The organism is Caballeronia sp. GACF4, from assembly GCF_023631025.1.
Taxonomy (GTDB): domain Bacteria; phylum Pseudomonadota; class Gammaproteobacteria; order Burkholderiales; family Burkholderiaceae; genus Caballeronia.
Window position 1 is genome coordinate 117,084 of sequence record NZ_JALQDW010000010.1, and the last position, 15,826, is coordinate 132,909.

General features: G+C 62.1%; 15 protein-coding genes and 1 pseudogene. 10 read left to right on the forward strand and 6 right to left on the reverse strand.

Going from position 1 to position 15,826, the window contains the following annotated elements; translation table 11 throughout:
• Positions 1-15 precede the first annotated feature (15 nt).
• Both NCR40_RS11345 and mpl read right to left on the reverse strand, forming a co-directional pair.
• Complete coding sequence (locus NCR40_RS11345) at positions 16-615, reverse strand: YqiA/YcfP family alpha/beta fold hydrolase (RefSeq protein WP_244826257.1); 600 nt, start codon at positions 613-615, stop codon at positions 16-18.
• Positions 612-2,006, reverse strand: a complete 1,395-nt coding sequence (gene mpl, locus NCR40_RS11350) for a UDP-N-acetylmuramate:L-alanyl-gamma-D-glutamyl-meso-diaminopimelate ligase (RefSeq protein WP_244826258.1) — start codon at positions 2,004-2,006, stop codon at positions 612-614. The genes NCR40_RS11345 and mpl overlap by 4 nt, the downstream gene beginning before the upstream one ends.
• A 218-nt stretch (positions 2,007-2,224) precedes the next feature.
• Here mpl and NCR40_RS11355 point away from each other — a divergent pair, with 218 nt between their 5' ends.
• The 9 genes from NCR40_RS11355 to NCR40_RS11395 all read left to right on the forward strand — a co-directional run bounded on the left by NCR40_RS11355 (position 2,225) and on the right by NCR40_RS11395 (position 10,554).
• Positions 2,225-2,872: a UDP-N-acetylmuramate--alanine ligase gene (locus NCR40_RS11355; protein WP_244826259.1), complete on the forward strand. Its 648-nt coding sequence runs from the start codon at positions 2,225-2,227 to the stop codon at positions 2,870-2,872.
• Positions 2,873-2,886: 14 nt separating this feature from the next.
• Positions 2,887-3,426: a TlpA family protein disulfide reductase gene (locus NCR40_RS11360; RefSeq protein WP_250509487.1), complete on the forward strand. Its 540-nt coding sequence runs from the start codon at positions 2,887-2,889 to the stop codon at positions 3,424-3,426.
• 528 nt (positions 3,427-3,954) lie between these two features.
• Complete coding sequence (accB, locus tag NCR40_RS11365) at positions 3,955-4,428, forward strand: acetyl-CoA carboxylase biotin carboxyl carrier protein (protein ID WP_250509488.1); 474 nt, start codon at positions 3,955-3,957, stop codon at positions 4,426-4,428.
• A gap of 183 nt (positions 4,429-4,611) precedes the next feature.
• A complete protein-coding gene (gene accC / locus NCR40_RS11370) occupies positions 4,612-5,985 on the forward strand; it encodes an acetyl-CoA carboxylase biotin carboxylase subunit (RefSeq protein ID WP_244826262.1) in 1,374 nt (457 codons plus the stop codon).
• A gap of 14 nt (positions 5,986-5,999) precedes the next feature.
• The gene (gene prmA, locus NCR40_RS11375; RefSeq protein ID WP_250509489.1) at positions 6,000-6,902 is read left to right on the forward strand and encodes a 50S ribosomal protein L11 methyltransferase; all 903 of its coding nucleotides are present in this window, start codon (positions 6,000-6,002) and stop codon (positions 6,900-6,902) included.
• A 49-nt stretch (positions 6,903-6,951) separates the two neighbouring features.
• Entirely contained in the window at positions 6,952-8,367 is a 1,416-nt protein-coding gene (locus NCR40_RS11380; RefSeq protein ID WP_250509490.1) for a DUF3426 domain-containing protein, read from the forward strand.
• Between the two features lie 115 nt (positions 8,368-8,482).
• Positions 8,483-8,983 (forward strand): thiol peroxidase, encoded by a 501-nt coding sequence (gene tpx, locus NCR40_RS11385; RefSeq protein ID WP_250509491.1) that lies wholly within the window; start codon positions 8,483-8,485, stop codon positions 8,981-8,983.
• Between the two features lie 135 nt (positions 8,984-9,118).
• Complete coding sequence (locus tag NCR40_RS11390; RefSeq protein ID WP_250509492.1) at positions 9,119-10,057, forward strand: carbohydrate kinase family protein; 939 nt, start codon at positions 9,119-9,121, stop codon at positions 10,055-10,057.
• A gap of 17 nt (positions 10,058-10,074) precedes the next feature.
• Entirely contained in the window at positions 10,075-10,554 is a 480-nt protein-coding gene (locus NCR40_RS11395) for an outer membrane lipoprotein (protein ID WP_244826267.1), read from the forward strand.
• 264 nt (positions 10,555-10,818) lie between these two features.
• On the opposite strand, the gene NCR40_RS11400 is transcribed toward NCR40_RS11395, so the two are convergent.
• The 4 genes and pseudogenes from NCR40_RS11400 to NCR40_RS11415 form a co-directional block, all read right to left on the reverse strand.
• A complete protein-coding gene (locus NCR40_RS11400) occupies positions 10,819-11,547 on the reverse strand; it encodes a histone H1-like DNA-binding protein (protein ID WP_244826268.1) in 729 nt (242 codons plus the stop codon).
• A 31-nt stretch (positions 11,548-11,578) separates the two neighbouring features.
• Positions 11,579-11,915: pseudogene (locus tag NCR40_RS11405) on the reverse strand (hypothetical protein).
• A 104-nt stretch (positions 11,916-12,019) separates the two neighbouring features.
• Entirely contained in the window at positions 12,020-13,279 is a 1,260-nt protein-coding gene (locus NCR40_RS11410; protein ID WP_250465682.1) for a ribonucleotide-diphosphate reductase subunit beta, read from the reverse strand.
• A 696-nt stretch (positions 13,280-13,975) separates the two neighbouring features.
• Entirely contained in the window at positions 13,976-14,188 is a 213-nt protein-coding gene (locus NCR40_RS11415) for a DUF3820 family protein (protein WP_250465684.1), read from the reverse strand.
• A 119-nt stretch (positions 14,189-14,307) separates the two neighbouring features.
• On the opposite strand from NCR40_RS11415, the gene NCR40_RS11420 reads away from it, so the two are divergent.
• Positions 14,308-15,702, forward strand: coding sequence for an MFS transporter (locus tag NCR40_RS11420; protein ID WP_244826271.1), 1,395 nt, complete (start codon positions 14,308-14,310; stop codon positions 15,700-15,702).
• The last annotated feature ends 124 nt before the right edge of the window (positions 15,703-15,826 follow it).

Below are 15,826 nucleotides of genomic sequence, written 5' to 3' on the forward strand. Positions count from 1 at the left end.
CGCCGCGCGCGTGTGTCACGCGGCCGCGGATGCGACGGCCGGCGGCGGTTCACGTCCGCAGAACGCGAGCACGTCGTCCAGATAGTCGGGGAAGTCGCTGATGGCGTGATCGCCGCCTTCGATCAGCGTGGTGCGCACGCCGGGGTAGTGGGCGAGCATGGTGCGGTAATCGAGCACTTCGTCGCCGGTGGCCGCAATCAGATAGTAACGCTCGGCCTGCGTGATCTTCTCGACGGCGAGCGCGCGCAGTTCGTCCAGATGGCGCGGCAACACGGTGATGCTGCCGCCGCCATGCCACAGCGGCTGTTCGCCGAGATAGTGGCTCAGATCGCGCTGCGGCACCACGGCGGGATTGAGCAGCACGGCGCGCCAGCCGTGCTTTTCGGCGAGATACGTGGCGTAGAAACCGCCGAGCGAACTGCCGACCACGGTGATTTCAGCAGCGGACGTATTCGCGACGAGCGATTCCGCCAGTTCGATCGCTTCTTTCGGCGAGACGGGCAATACCGGACACTGCCATTCGCTCAGCCGCCCGAGGTCCGCCAGACGCGCACGCATGACGCGCGCCTTGAAAGATTGGGGCGAGGAGCGAAAGCCGTGTAGGTAGAGAATCACGCGTTTCCTCCGGACGGACGCGCCGAAAGTGCGTCGAGCAGCTTTTGATGCACGCCGCCGAAGCCGCCGTTGCTCATCACGAGCACGTGGTCGCCGGGGCGCGCGGCGGCCGCGACCGCCTTCACCAACGGTTCGATCTCGTTGAATGCCTGTGCCTTGTCGCCGAGCGGTGCGAGCGCTTCCGCCAGATCCCAGCCGAGTTTGTCGCGGCCATCACGCGCGCCGTAGCCGAACACGAGATTCGCGTCGGCGAGACTGCCGGGCAACTGCGCTTTCATCGTGCCGAGTTTCATGGTGTTGGAGCGCGGCTCCAGCACGGCCAGAATGCGCGCGTCGCCAATACGCGTGCGCAGGCCTGCAACCGTGGTTTCGATGGCGGTTGGATGGTGCGCGAAGTCGTCGTAGACGGTGACGCCATCCACGCTGCCCTTCACTTCCATGCGCCGCTTGACGTTGCGAAAGCTCGCCAGCGACTTGACCGCTTGCGACGCCGGCACGCCGACCGAGCGCGCCGCTGCGATCGCCGCGAGCGCGTTCATGCGATTGTGTTCGCCCTGCACTTGCCACTCGACCACGCCTTGACGCTCGCCTTCCCAATACACCGCGAATTGCTCGTCGACGCGCGCGCCCTCGGTCGCGGGTAGCGCTTGCCAGCCGCCATCCACACCGAAGCGTTCGACGCTCGACCAGCAGCCGCGCGTCAGCACGCGTTCGAGCGCGCCTTCGCGCCCGTTCGTGACGATGCGTCCGATGCCCGGCACCGTGCGCACGAGATGATGAAATTGCGTTTCGATGGCGGCGAGATCGGGGAAGATATCGGCGTGATCGAATTCGAGATTGTTGAGCACCGCCGTGCGCGGCCGATAGTGGACGAACTTCGAGCGCTTGTCGAAGAACGCGGTGTCGTATTCGTCGGCTTCGATGACGAAGAAGCTCGAGTCGGTCAGTCGCGCGGAAATGCCGAAGTTGAGCGGTACGCCGCCAATGAGAAAGCCCGGATTCAAGCCGGAATCTTCCAGTAACCACGCAAGCATGGAGCTCGTCGTGGTCTTGCCGTGCGTGCCCGCAACCGCCAGAACCCACTTGCCCGCAAGCACGTGCTCGCCGAGCCACTGCGGACCCGACGTGTAAGGCAGGCCGCGGTCGAGAATGGCCTCCATCAGCGGATTGCCTCGCGACACCACGTTGCCGATCACGAACAGGTCGGGTTCGAGCGCGAGTTGCTCGACGCCGTAACCTTCGATCAGTTCGATGCCTTGCGCTTCGAGTTGCGTGCTCATCGGCGGGTAGACGCCGGCGTCGCAGCCGGTGACCTTGTGGCCCGCTTCGCGCGCCAGCACGGCGAGTCCGCCCATGAAGGTGCCGCAGATGCCGAGGATGTGGATGTGCATAAACCGTGTCGCGCCGCGTGGGCGAAGAGTGCGGGAAACATGAAACGGCGCCGCGTGCACGCCGTGCGCGAAGACGCCTGGAGGCGCTTATTGTAACCGACGCACTCCGCCACCTTACGCCCGCCGGCAGCCGATGCAAACCGGCGCGATCGAGGGCCGATCAACGCTCGATCGAGACCCGATCGAAGCCGTTCAACGATATCTAGTATTATTTCGCCATGGTTCGCAAATCACATTTCGATCCGCAGCGCGTGCGCGAGGAAATCGCCATCGCGGCCGCGAGAATGATCGCCGAAGACGGCCTCGACTACTCCACAGCCAAGCGCAAGGCGGCGCGGCAGGTGGTCGGCGAGGCGAAGATCGGCGGCGAGTTTTTGCCCGACAACGATCAGATCGAAGAGGAGATCCGCGAGTATCAGGCGATCTTCCAGAGCGACAGTCAGCCTGTCGTCCTGCGCCGCATGCGCGAGTTCGCGCTCGAATGGATGGAACGGTTGAAGCCCTTCGATCCTTATCTGACGGGCGCGGTACTCAACGGCACGGCGGGCGAGCATTCCGACGTCCACTTGCAATGCTTCTGCGACAACCCAAAGGAAGTCGCCATCTACTTGCTGAATGCGAACATTCAGTACGACGTGTCGGAGACGCGGCATTTCGCCGGGCGCGGTTACGTGGAAACGCTGAGTTTTTTGCAGCGCATACCCGGCGAGGAACCAATGGGCCTGCATATCGCGCTCTATGATCCTGACGACTTGCGCGGCGCCGTGCGCGCCGATGGCCGCGGACGTCTCGCGCGGGCGAACGCCGCGACGGTACGCACGCTGCTCGATCATCCCGATACCCCGTCGCTCGAAATCAGCGGCTGACTCTATTTTTTCCTATGAACAGCAAACGGATTCTGGCGCTTCTAGTCGTCGCGGTCGCGGCGACGGTCGGCGGCTTCTACGCGGGGCATGTCTTCACCGGCGGCGAAACCGTGGCCGCGACACAGAACAATGGCAACGCCGTCGAAGAATTATGGAAGGCCGCGCCGCCGGGAGCTTCGGGCACCGCGCAACCGCTTGCATCATTTAAAGGAAAACCGGTCGTCGTGAACTTCTGGGCTTCGTGGTGCGGACCGTGCGTCAAGGAAATGCCGGAGTTGTCGGCGCTACATCGCGAATATGAGAAAAAAGGCATCACATTCATCGGCTTGGGAGTGGACAGCGAGAAGAACGTCAACGATTTTCTCGGTAAGGTGAACGTGGACTATCCCGTCTATGTGACGGGCTTCGGCGGTGCCGACCTCGCGCGCAACTTCGGCAATAACGCGGGCGGTTTGCCGTTCACCGTCGTGATCGACGCAAAAGGCGTGGTCCGGTCGACCAAGCTTGGTGAAGTCAACGTAGCCGAACTTAAGCGTACACTCGACGCGCTGTAAAAATTCGCTGCGTTTTTAACCGAAGTGTCGCCCAATAAGCAGCAAGTTAGCAGGTTGAACGCCGATCTTGCCGGAACTTCGCTCTTTCGCTACGACTTGTCCGAACTTCTGCCCTACTGGTCGGACCCTGTCGGAACGGTAAAACTAGACAAAATTCTCTAAAGAGCGCTAAAGTGCGCCGAATTCCGCACAACCCGAAGCGACCATGAACACTCAACCGGTGCCGCAAGGCGACATTGCTGTCGAAACCGACACGCGTTTGGTGTGCGTCGGCCAGCCTTTTCGCAGGCCATCGGGGAGCGCGCTTCAAAACGATCACGATGACGCATTCGACATGAACGCGCCTTGCGTGCCAATCGATTCTGCCGCCGCAACTTCGGCTCACGTTTGGTTCAGCGCACCGCGCTTGCAGCAAACGCGTGCCGAAGCGCTGGCCCTGCCGGTCCGCGGCTGACAGTCAGAACACCACAAAGTCAAGTCAAGCACCGGGGCAGTCCCGGTCTCCAAGCATTGAAAGGGGAATTTTCGATGGACCTTCGTAAACTTAAAACGCTGATCGACCTCGTCTCGGAATCCGGCATCTCGGAACTCGAAGTGACGGAAGGCGAAGGCAAGGTTCGCATCGTCAAGAATGCGGCGCCGGTCTACATGCAGGCGCCTCAGCAATACGCGCCGCAAACGCAGGCCGCACCCGCGCCGTTCGCCGGCGGCGCAGGCGAAGGTTCGGCGGCGCCCGCCGCGAGCCCCGCTGCCGTCGCGCCGCAAGGACACATCGTCACTTCGCCGATGGTCGGCTCGTTCTACCGCGCGCCTTCGCCGGGCGCGGACCCGTTCGTCCAGGTCGGCGATACGGTCAAGGAAGGCCAGACCATCTGCATCATCGAAGCCATGAAGCTCCTGAACGAGATCGAAGCCGATAAGTCCGGCGTCGTAAAGGAGATCCTCGTCGAGAACGGTCAGGCGGTCGAATACGGCCAGCCGCTCTTCGTGATCGGCGACTGACGCGTTACGCCGGACGACGCCGGATGCACCTCATCACGATGGCTCGCACCGTGTTTTCGATCTCCGGCTGCCCGCCGTGTCCGCGCGCTTCGCATCGGTTTTCCCCGATGCCCGAACCGCGCGCCGCCGATTCGATTCCCGAGGGCGCGCCCGTCGCGCCCGTTGATGAGCCGACCCACAGCCATGTTTGAAAAAATCCTCATTGCGAACCGCGGCGAGATCGCGCTTCGCATCCAGCGCGCGTGCCGCGAACTGGGCGTCAAGACCGTTGTCGTCTACTCGGAAGCCGACAAGGAAGCAAAGTACGTGAAGTTGGCCGACGAAGCCGTGTGTATCGGTCCGGCGCCGTCGAACCTCAGCTATCTGAACATGCCCGCGCTCATCAGCGCGGCCGAAGTCACGGACGCCGAAGCCATCCACCCCGGCTACGGCTTCCTTTCCGAGAACGCCGATTTCGCCGAACGCGTCGAGCAATCGGGCTTCACGTTCATCGGGCCGCGTCCCGAAACCATCCGCATGATGGGCGACAAGGTCACGGCCAAGCAGACCATGATCAAGACCGGCGTGCCGTGCGTGCCGGGCTCGGAAGGCGCGTTGCCGGACGATCCAAAAGAGATCGTGAAGATTGCGCGCACGGTCGGCTATCCGGTCATCATCAAGGCGGCGGGCGGCGGCGGCGGACGCGGCATGCGCGTCGTGCATACGGAAGCGGCGCTCGTAAACGCGGTAAACATGACGCGCGAGGAAGCGGGCCGTGCGTTCGGCAATCCGCAGGTCTACATGGAGAAATTCCTGGAGAACCCGCGGCATATCGAGATTCAAGTGTTGGCGGATTCGTTCCGCAACGCGATCTGGCTCGGCGAGCGCGACTGTTCCATGCAGCGCCGACACCAGAAAGTGGTCGAGGAAGCGCCGGCGCCGGGCATCGCGCGGCGGCTGATCGAGCGTATCGGCGACCGCTGCGCCGACGCGTGCAAGAAGATGGGCTATCTCGGCGCGGGCACGTTCGAATTCCTGTACGAGAACAACGAGTTCTACTTCATCGAAATGAACACGCGCGTGCAAGTCGAGCATCCGGTGACGGAACTCATCACGGGCGTGGATATCGTGCAGGAACAGATCCGCATCGCGGCTGGCGAGAAGCTCTCCATCCGCCAGAAAGACATTCAGTTTCGCGGCCACGCGATCGAATGCCGGATCAACGCGGAAGATCCGTTCAAGTTCACGCCGTCGCCGGGACGTCTCACGTCGTGGCACGCGCCGGGCGGTCCGGGCATCCGCGTCGATTCGCACGCCTACAACGGCTATTTCGTCCCGCCCAACTACGACTCGATGATCGGCAAGCTGATCTCCTATGGCGCGACGCGCGAGCAGGCGATCAACCGCATGCGGATCGCGCTCTCGGAAATGGTCGTGGAAGGCATTCAGACCAACATCCCGCTGCATCGCGAACTGATGATCGACGCCAAGTTCGTCGAAGGCGGCACGAGCATCCATTACCTCGAAAACAAGCTCGCCGCGCGCAAGGCGGCGGTGGCCGAAGAGTCGAAGGCATAAGCGAGTCGATTAGCATGAGTTACCGGGAATTGATCGCCGAGCTGGATCGCGAGCACGCGGAAGCGCTGTCGGATGCGTTGCTCGACGTGGGCGCGCTGTCGGTCTCCGTCGAGGACGCCGACGCCGACACGCCTGACGAGCAACCGCTTTTCGGCGAACCCGGCCTCACGCCGGAGACGAGCGCGTGGAAGCGTTCGCGCGTGGTCGCGCTGCTCGCCGACGACGCCGATCCCGCCGTGCTTCTCGCGGCCGCCGCGAATGAGATCGGTCTTGCCGACACGCCCGCCTATTCCCTGCGCGAAGTCGAAGAGCAGGATTGGGTGCGGCTCACGCAAGCGCAGTTCGATCCGATTCATATCGGCGAGCGTATCTGGGTCGTGCCTTCGTGGCATGACGCGCCCGACCCGGACGCGCTCGTGCTCGAACTCGATCCGGGCCTCGCGTTCGGTACGGGCAGCCATCCGACCACGCGGCTCTGCATGGAGTGGCTGGAGCAGTCGGTGAAACCCGGACAGTCGTTGCTCGATTACGGTTGCGGCTCGGGCATCCTCGCGATTCTCGCGAAGAAGTGCGGCGCACAGCCGGTATATGGCATCGACATCGACCCGCAGGCGGTGGAATCCGCGCGTCAGAATAGCGAACGCAATCACGCCGACGTCATCTACGGTCTGCCCGACGAATGTCCTGCCGGCGAGTTCGATATCGTCGTTGCCAACATTCTGTCCAATCCGCTCAAGCTGATGGCGTCGATGCTTGCCTCGAAGGTGAAAGCGGGCGGCCGTATCGCGTTGTCGGGCATTCTCGCGCGACAGGCCGACGAGGTTGCGGCGGTCTACGCGCAGTGGATCGACATCGCTGTCTGGCGCGAGCACGAAGGCTGGGTGTGCCTCGCCGGAACTCGGCGCGAAAGCCTTTAGAATAACGCCATCGTCCACGACTAGGCCGCGAGGCCAATGGCACTCTCCTATGGCGCTGGCAACCCGCTGCCCACACTGCGAAACCGTCTTCAGGCTGGACCCGCATCTGCTCGCGCCGCATGACGGCCGCGTGCGTTGCGGCCATTGTCAGGAAGTCTTCGACGCCGCGCATCATCGCTTCGAGCTTCCGGAAGAGCACGCCGCGCCGCACGAGGCGCAACATGCGGCGATCATCGACGATGAAGTCGCCGTCGGTCCTGCAAGCTTTGCATCCGATGCGAATGGCGATGCATCGGCGAATTCGGTGGCAGCGGAATCTCCGGGTGTTACGGCGCCGGCAACGCCGAAGATAGCGAAGGAAGTAGAGAAGCCGGCGACGCCGAGTCCGGCAGCGCCTGCCGCTGTAAAGCCTTCGACGCCTCCCGCCGCCAAGCCGATCACGCGAAAGACACCTGCGCCGGTTCCAAGCGGACCGTCTGCATCTGCGCCTCGACCGCTCGATCTCGGCGCGAATAATCCGCCCGCGCCGCCCGCGCCGCTTGTGCCTTTGGCGCCTGAAGAGGACAGCGACCGCACCCTCTACGCGAATACGCCTGCATCCGCGCAACCAGCGCAGAACCATCCCGCGAAGCAGTTCGTTCGTGTCGATGCACCGCCAGCCGATCACGTCACTCCGGCCGCACAATCTCCAACGCGCCCTGTCCCTCCGCCCGAGACACCCGCCGCACGCTTCGTTCCGCCGGACGATCGCGCGGAGCCATTCATCGGCCCGACGCCGACCGCGGCCGAACCGCCGCGTCCCGCACCGGAGCCCGCGCCCGCCGCCGACTGGGGCAAGGACCCCGAGCCGGCCTTCGGCGCAAAGTCACCGCGCCCGCCGGGCGCCGCGCACGCGGCCAGCGCCAACGAAGCGTTCCCGGTCATCCGCGAATCGCGCGATGCACTCGGTCCGCTCGATCCGCCCGATCCCGAATGGACGCGTCCGCGCACGGGCTGGCGCGCGGCGGGCATCGTGCTCTCGGTGCTGCTCGTGCTGACGCTGATCGGCCAGATATTGTGGTGGCAACGCGAATCCGTCATGGTCTATGTTCCCGGCACGCATTCGCTCTACGCGGATATCTGCTATCAGCTCGGCTGCACCATCGCGCCGCCGCGCTATATCGACGGGCTGCAGATCGAGAGCTCCGGGCTGCGTCAGGTCGACGGTCCGCACAAGCTCGAACTGAAGCTGTCGCTGCGCAATCGGTCGGATGTGTCGCTGGCTTATCCTGCGCTCGAACTCACCCTGCTCGACGACAAGAGCAACGTCGCCGTGCGCCGCGTGCTGTGGCCGCAGGATTACGCCCGACCGGGTACGATATTCCCCATCGGCCTTCCGCCGCAAAGCGCGCAGCCGGTCGTCGTGAGGCTGGATACGGGCGATGCGGTCGCCGCGAACTACAGGGTTCAGGTTTTCTATCCATGATGCGTGCCCGCGCGGCCGCACGAACCCTGTCCATTCTGACGCGCGCGTTAACATCGAAGATGAACGAACGCGCGCGCTTTCCCGTCAGCATCTGACACATTCTCTGGAGCGCAACATGAGTCAAGTTACCCTCGGCGGCAATCCTATCGACGTAAGTGGCACGTTTCCGAGCGCCGGCCAGCAGGCGGCCGATTTCACGCTCGTCGGCGCCGATCTCGGCGACGTCAAGCTGGCGAAATTCGCGGGCAAGCGCAAAGTGCTGAACATTGTGCCGAGTCTCGACACGCCGACCTGCGCGACCTCGACGCGCAAGTTCAACGAAGCCGCCGCCGGCCTCGACAACACGGTCGTGGTGGTCGTCTCGGGCGATCTGCCGTTCGCCGCCAAGCGCTTCTGCACGACCGAAGGCATCGAAAACGTGGTGACGGCATCGACGTTTCGCGGTCACGAATTCGCGGAAGCGTATGGCGTGGACGTCACGAGCGGACCGCTCAAGGGCCTGACGGCACGCGCCGTCGTCGTGCTGGACGCAGACAACAAGGTGCTGCATTCGGAACTCGTGCCGGAAATCAAGCAGGAGCCGAATTACGACGCCGCGCTTGCTTCGCTCAAGTAAGGTCGACGACATGCCGGACCGCTGCGGCGGTTCGGCGGTCCGCATACGGGACGCGGTGGACGCTCAAAAGGGTTCACCGCCGCGCGCCGTATGTGCACCCTCTTCCTCGGCACCTAAACTTAAAGGACGTTCGCCTTGGCTACGCTTATCTGCGGCTCGCTCGCCTACGACAACATCATGACTTTCCAGGGCCGCTTCGGCGACCACATCCTGCCGGACCAGGTGCACATGCTGAACATCAGCTTCCTGGTGCCGACGATGCGGCGCAACTTCGGCGGCTGCGCGGGCAACATCGCCTACGCGCTCAAGCTACTTGGCGGCGATCCCAAGATCATGGCGACACTGGGCGCGGCGGATGCTCAGTTGTATATCGACCGGCTCGACACGCTCGGTATCTCGAAAGAGTACGTGCGCGTCCTGCCGGACCAGCACTCGGCGCAATGCTTCATCACGACCGACCTGGCGAACAATCAGATCACCGCGTTCCATCCCGGCGCGATGATGGAGTCGCACCTGAACCGCGCCGAGGAAGCTAAGAACATCTCGCTTGGCATCGTGGCTCCGGATGGCGCAGACGGCATGCGCGAGCACGCGGCGCAGTTCGCGTCGGCGGGCGTGCCGTTCGTGTTCGATCCGGGTCAGGGTCTGCCGATCTTGGAAGGTGTCGAGCTTTGTCGCATGATTGAACTTGCCACTTACGTGGCGGTCAACGATTACGAAGCCAAGTTGTTGAGCAACAAGACCGGATGGTCGATCGAAGACATCATGAGCCGCGTCGATGCGCTCATCATCACGCGCGGCGAGCATGGCGCGCAGATCTATCACGAGGACGGCGTGCTCGAAGTGCCCGCCGTGAAAGCGCGGCAAGTCGTCGATCCCACTGGCTGCGGCGACGCGTTCCGCGGCGGCCTGCTGTACGGTATCGAAAACAAGCTTGGTTGGGAAAAGACGGGCCGTCTTGCAAGTCTGATGGGCGCATTGAAGATCGAACATCAGGGTCCGCAAACTTATGAGCCGGCACGTGCCGAAATTGAAGAGCGTTACAAGCAGGCTTTCGGAAGCAGCCTGTCGTGATTGAGTGGAGTAATGGAATGAAAACGATAAGTCGTATCGCGCTTGCAGTAGCGCTCGTCGGCTCGGTGGCGCTCACGGGCTGCGCCTACAACAGCAGTTCGCCGGACGTGTACACGGCTTCGCAGGCGCAACGTGAAGAGACGGTGCGCATGGCGACCGTCGAAAGCGTGCGGGGCGTGAAGATCAGCTCGAACAACGGTCAACCGACCGGTCTCGGCACCATAGGTGGCGGCGCGCTCGGCGGCGTGGCCGCAGCCAGCGTCATCGGCGGCGGCAACGGGTCGATCATCGCGGGCATCATCGGCGGTCTGGCAGGCGCGGTCGCGGGTAACGCGGTCGAGAACAACGTCGCCATGAAGAACGGCCTGGAGATCACCGTGCGTCTCGATAACGGCGACATGCGCGCCATCACGCAAACCTCGAACGGAGAAGTGTTCCAGGCAGGCGAGCGAGTTCGCCTGCTGTCGAGTGGCGGCGTCACACGCGTCACGCACTAAGGTATTCAGCGGAGGATTAGCCCTCGCGTGGGCTCGTCAGATCGGGCGCACGCAGGTCTTTCGCGTTCCGAACGAAGCGCATGTATTGAAAGATACATGCGCTTTTTCTTTGGCTCACGAAAACGCGGCGAAGCCCAAAGTCATGCGAACGGAAAAACCCGCCGCCAGGTTTCCCTGAGCAGCGGGTTTGAGGCCGGGTAGGCCTACCCGGTCGAAAGGCACATCGGTGTGTGCCGTGGTCCTGCCAACTACGAACGTAAAGACTTACGGACGGCTGCCCGTCGGGAACGGCCATGCTGCCGCCGGATTCAACGCCGTCTTGACTGCGGCGGCCGGAGCCGGAGCAGGCGTCGATACGGTCGTTGCCGTCGTTGCAGGAGCGGCAGCCGTAGTCTTCTTCGCAGCAGCGGCCTTTTTGGCCGGAGCTTTCTTGGCTGCGGGAGCCTTCTTCGCTGCGGGAGCAGCGGAAGCAGGAGCGGCAGCGGGGGCAGGCGCGGCGGCGGGAGCAGGGGCAGCAGCGGTTTTGGCGGGAGCCTTTTTCGCGGCAGCCTTCTTCGCAGGAGCCTTTTTCGCGGCAGCCTTTTTGGCGGCAGCCTTCTTCGCGGGGGCCTTCTTCGCCGCAGCCTTCTTAGCAGGCGCCTTCTTGGCAGCAGCCTTCTTCGCTGCGGCCTTCTTCGCAGGCGCCTTCTTCGCGGCTACTTTCTTGGTGGCTACCTTCTTCGCTGCAGCCTTCTTGGCGGGCGCCTTCTTGGCAGCAACCTTCTTCGTTGCGACCTTCTTCGACGCTACCTTCTTTGCTGCCGCCTTTTTAGCCGGAGCCTTCTTCGCTGCAACCTTCTTCGCCGCGACCTTCTTCACCGCGACTTTCTTGGCTGCTACCTTCTTCGTGGCGACCTTCTTGGCTGCTACTTTCTTCGCCGGGGCGGCCTTCTTTGCGGTGACTTTCTTTGCTGCAACCTTCTTGGCTGCGGGTTTTTTCTTGGCAACTGCCATGGTTTTTCTCCTTCAGGTTTTCAGATGAGAGTCAGTTCAAACTACACCCTTCGTCAAAACCCGCTTCCCACGCGTCGCTTCTCAAGGCGCACGCTACGAAGCGGATTATTCATCGGCGTACGCTGATCCCACCTGCTTACGCTAATGAATACGGCAAGGCGCGCCGTGCCCTTTGGCACCGCGCGCCAGATAGTGTCAGCACCGCTGATACGCGGCGCCGGCCATCGCTTGATCGAGCCAGCGAGCTTGCCGCTGGCGTTTTCCGGGGGGAAGTTTGCCCATCCCATTGAAGGGATCGCAAAAGGCCTGTCTTCTATCGCAGCCGTGTACGAGCACGGGCTAGCTAAGTCACAAGGCGCACTCTGCATCAGGCGACCGTTCTCCTAAACCTTGTCGGCCGAGCGCGCGTGAGTGTCACGCCGCTGCCCGGCCGTCCCATCGATTTCGTCTGCAACACGTCCTGGGCTTGTTGTTATTCCCAGGTCAGCGCGCCGCCGGTTTGATACTCAATCACGCGTGTCTCGAAGAAGTTGCGTTCCTTCTTCAAGTCGATCATTTCGCTCATCCACGGGAACGGGTTTTCCTCGTTCGGGTAGAGCGGGTCAAGCCCGATCTGCTGGCAACGCCGGTTGCAGATAAAGCGCAGGTAGCTCTTGAACATCGACGCGTTCAGGCCGAGCACCCCGCGCGGCATGGTGTCTTCAGCGTAGCGATATTCAAGTTCGACCGCCTCCTTGAAGAGCTCGCGGATCTCGGCCTTGAAGTCGGCGGTCCACAATTGCGGCTCTTCGAGCTTGATCTGGTTGATGAGGTCGATGCCGAAATTGCAGTGCATCGATTCATCGCGGAGGATGTACTGATACTGCTCGGCAGCCCCCGTCATCTTGTTCTGGCGACCCAGCGCCAGGATTTGCGTGAAGCCTACATAGAAGAACAGCCCTTCCATGATGCAGGCAAACACGATCAACGACTTCAGCAATTTCTGGTCCGCTTCCAGCGTGCCCGTGGTGAAGGCCGGGTCCGTCAACGTCTGGATGAACGGAATCAGGAACTCGTCCTTCGCGCGGATGGAAGCGACTTCGTGATAGGCGTTGAAGATTTCGCTTTCATCGAGCCCGAGCGATTCGACGATGTACTGATACGCGTGCGTATGGATGGCTTCTTCGAACGCCTGGCGCAGCAAGAACTGGCGGCACTCGGGAGCGGTGATGTGACGGTACGTACCGAGCACGATGTTGTTCGCGGCGAGCGAGTCTGCCGTGACGAAGAAGCCCAGGTTGCGCTTGACGATGCGGCGCTCGTCGTCCGAAAGACCGTTCGGGTCTTTCCACAGGGCGATGTCGCGCGACATGTTCACTTCCTGCGGCATCCAATGGTTCGCGCAACCCGCAAGGTACTTTTCCCACGCCCACTTGTACTTGAACGGCACCAGCTGATTGACGTCGGTCTTGCCGTTGATGATGCGCTTGTCCGCGACGTTGACGCGCGCTTCGCTTTGCGCGGCGATGACGCCAGCGGAAGGAGTCGCGGCTGCGGGCGGAACGAAGCCATCGGAGAAGATGTTGTTCGCTTGCGCGATCTGATGAGCAGCTTGATGAGCTTGGGCAGCACGATGATCGACATGCGCTGTACCTTGCGTACCGAAAGTCGTGCCTTGAGCGTTCTGCAACGGGTTCTGTTGCGAAGCGCTCGAGGGAGCTACGGCAGTGGTCTCGTCATCCCAGTTGAGCATAAATTCTCACCATCAATTTAGTTCGGTTTGTACCATCTTTCCATGAGCATTAAAAGAGTTTGCTCATGGAAATTCTCGTTTTCACGCGTTTTAGTTTCGGCGTTGCTTCCTGCATACAACATTTGGTTCATCACATCGTGTGTGAAGCGTCATGCAAGATCGGTGGAAGCGTGTGTGAAGCGGTCCTGATCGAGTGTGTTCGATGACACCGGCGAGTGCTTCGACCGTGTTCTCTCGAAGCTCTGAGAGCGTTGCCGCATAAGGCTTTGCGGCTGACGATCAAATCATGTCGCGTGACTTCGCGCTTGCTCGATGACCCTCTTCGCGATAGATGCCGCGTAGCGCTGACGTTCTTGCTTGCGATGTTCGAGCGATGCAATGTCGAGCGATGTCACAAGACTCAAGCGCTTGGATGATTCGTGGTGTCGATACGTCATCTCTGCATGCTCTTCGCCGTGCTTCGATGTGCTTTGCCGTGGTCTCGCGAGACGCGGATGCATGAGCTCGACGAGTGACTCGATGCAAGGGTTCGAAGCCTGTTCATGCATGCACCGAAGGCTGTTTCCGACCTCTCGGCAAAGCGCTCCGATGCGTCGAAACCGTTGCCGAAGTCTAGCATTTGGCGCATCCAATTTCCACTAGATATTGTGTCTTGCGTTCCTAGCAAATACAACCTATAGCGCTTGACGCACAGCCTCAGCGGCCTCGCAGCGGATCGAGCAGAGAGCGCAAATTGTTATGGTCGATCTCATGCATGAGGGCAAGCAGGCGACCCAGCTTGCCCTCTGGAAAACCCTCACGCGCGAACCACGCGAGATAGTGAGCGGGCAAGTCGGCGATGAGCCGGTCCTTGTACTTGCCGTAGGGCATCGTCTGCGTGACGAGTCGTTGCAGGTCTTGCGGGTCCATCGCTTCTTCACTCCTCTTCCATGTTCATCGCGGCGCGTTGCGAGTTTCGTACTCGTCGGCTGCTCCATATCGGTGCCATAATCGCCGCTCTCGCTGCCTCGTGTCGAACGCGATTCTCCATGCCGATCGCCAAAGCTCTCATCGCCCCTCTCATCGTCGCGTGCGCGATGTTCATGGAAAGCGTCGATGCCAATGTCATCGTCACTGCGATTCCCGAAATGGCGCGTGCCTTCGGGCGCGATCCCGTCACGCTGAAGATTGCCGTCACGAGTTATGTGCTCGGCCTCGGCGTCTTCATACCGATCTGCGGCTGGGTCGCCGACCGCTTCGGCGCACGCACCGTGTTTCGTGCGGCCATCGGCGTGTTCGTGGTCGGCTCTATCCTCTGCGCGGCGTCCACTTCGCTCGGACCATTCACGGTGGCGCGCTTCATCCAAGGCGTCGGCGGCGCGATGATGGTGCCGGTCGGGCGCATCATCATCTTCCGCTCGGTGCGGCGCGCGGACTTCATTCGCGCGATGAACTATCTCTCGCTGCCCGCAATGCTCGGACCCGCCGTGGGGCCGCTGCTCGGCGGTTTCATCACGACATATTTGCACTGGCGGCTGATCTTCTTCATCAACATTCCGATCGGCATTCTCGGTATCTATCTGACCAACCGCTACATCGCGGATTCGCGCGAGGAGCATCCGGGCAGGCTCGACTGGTTCGGCTTCTTTCTCTCGGCGGGCGCGGGCGTGCTGCTGCTGCTCGGCTTGTCGCTCGTAGGCGGCGAGCTCGTGTCGCCAAGCGTGGCCGTTGCGATGTGCGTCGTCGGCGCGCTCATGGTCTCGTTCTACATCATGCATGCGGCGCGCGTCGAACGGCCGCTGCTCGATCTGCGCTTCTTCAAGGTGCCGACCTTTCAGGCGAGCGTGATCGGCGGATCGCTCTTTCGCATCGGGCTTGGCGCGGTGCCGTTTCTGCTGCCGCTCGCGTTGCAGGAAGGGCTCGGCATGACGGCCTTCAAGTCCGGCGCGATCACCTGCGCTTCGGCTTTCGGCGGCATGTTCATGCGCTCGCTGGCGTCGCGCGTGTTGCGGCGCTTCGGCTTTCGACGCACGCTCTTCTTCAACGCGGCGCTTTCCGGCATTGCCATCGCCGCCTGCGGGACCTTCTTTCCGGGCACGCCGACCTGGCTGATCTGGGCAGTCGTGCTGCTCGGCGGCTTCTTTCCCGCATTGCAGTTCACGAGCCTCAACTCGCTCGCTTATGCGGAGATCGAAACGCGCGATGTCGGACGCGCGACGAGTCTCGCGAGCTTCGTGCAGCAGGTATCGCTCGGGCTGGGTGTGACGATCGCCGGCGTGACGCTCGAGTTCTCGCAGTATCTGAACGGACATTCGGCTGTGCAGTGGTCGGATTTTTGGCCCGCGTTTTTCGTCGTCGGAATGTTTTCGTTTTTGTCGATGCCGATAACCGCGCGATTGCCGCTCGATGCCGGATCGGAGATTTCGCGAGGAACGCGAGGTTGACGAAAGCCTGAAGCGCCACGCTGCAAACCCGCGAAGCAAACAGAACGATCGAACCAAAACGAAACCGGGCCGGCACCGCGCGCTTCCTTCAACGAAGCACGCAATGCCGGCCCGGCGTGAAACA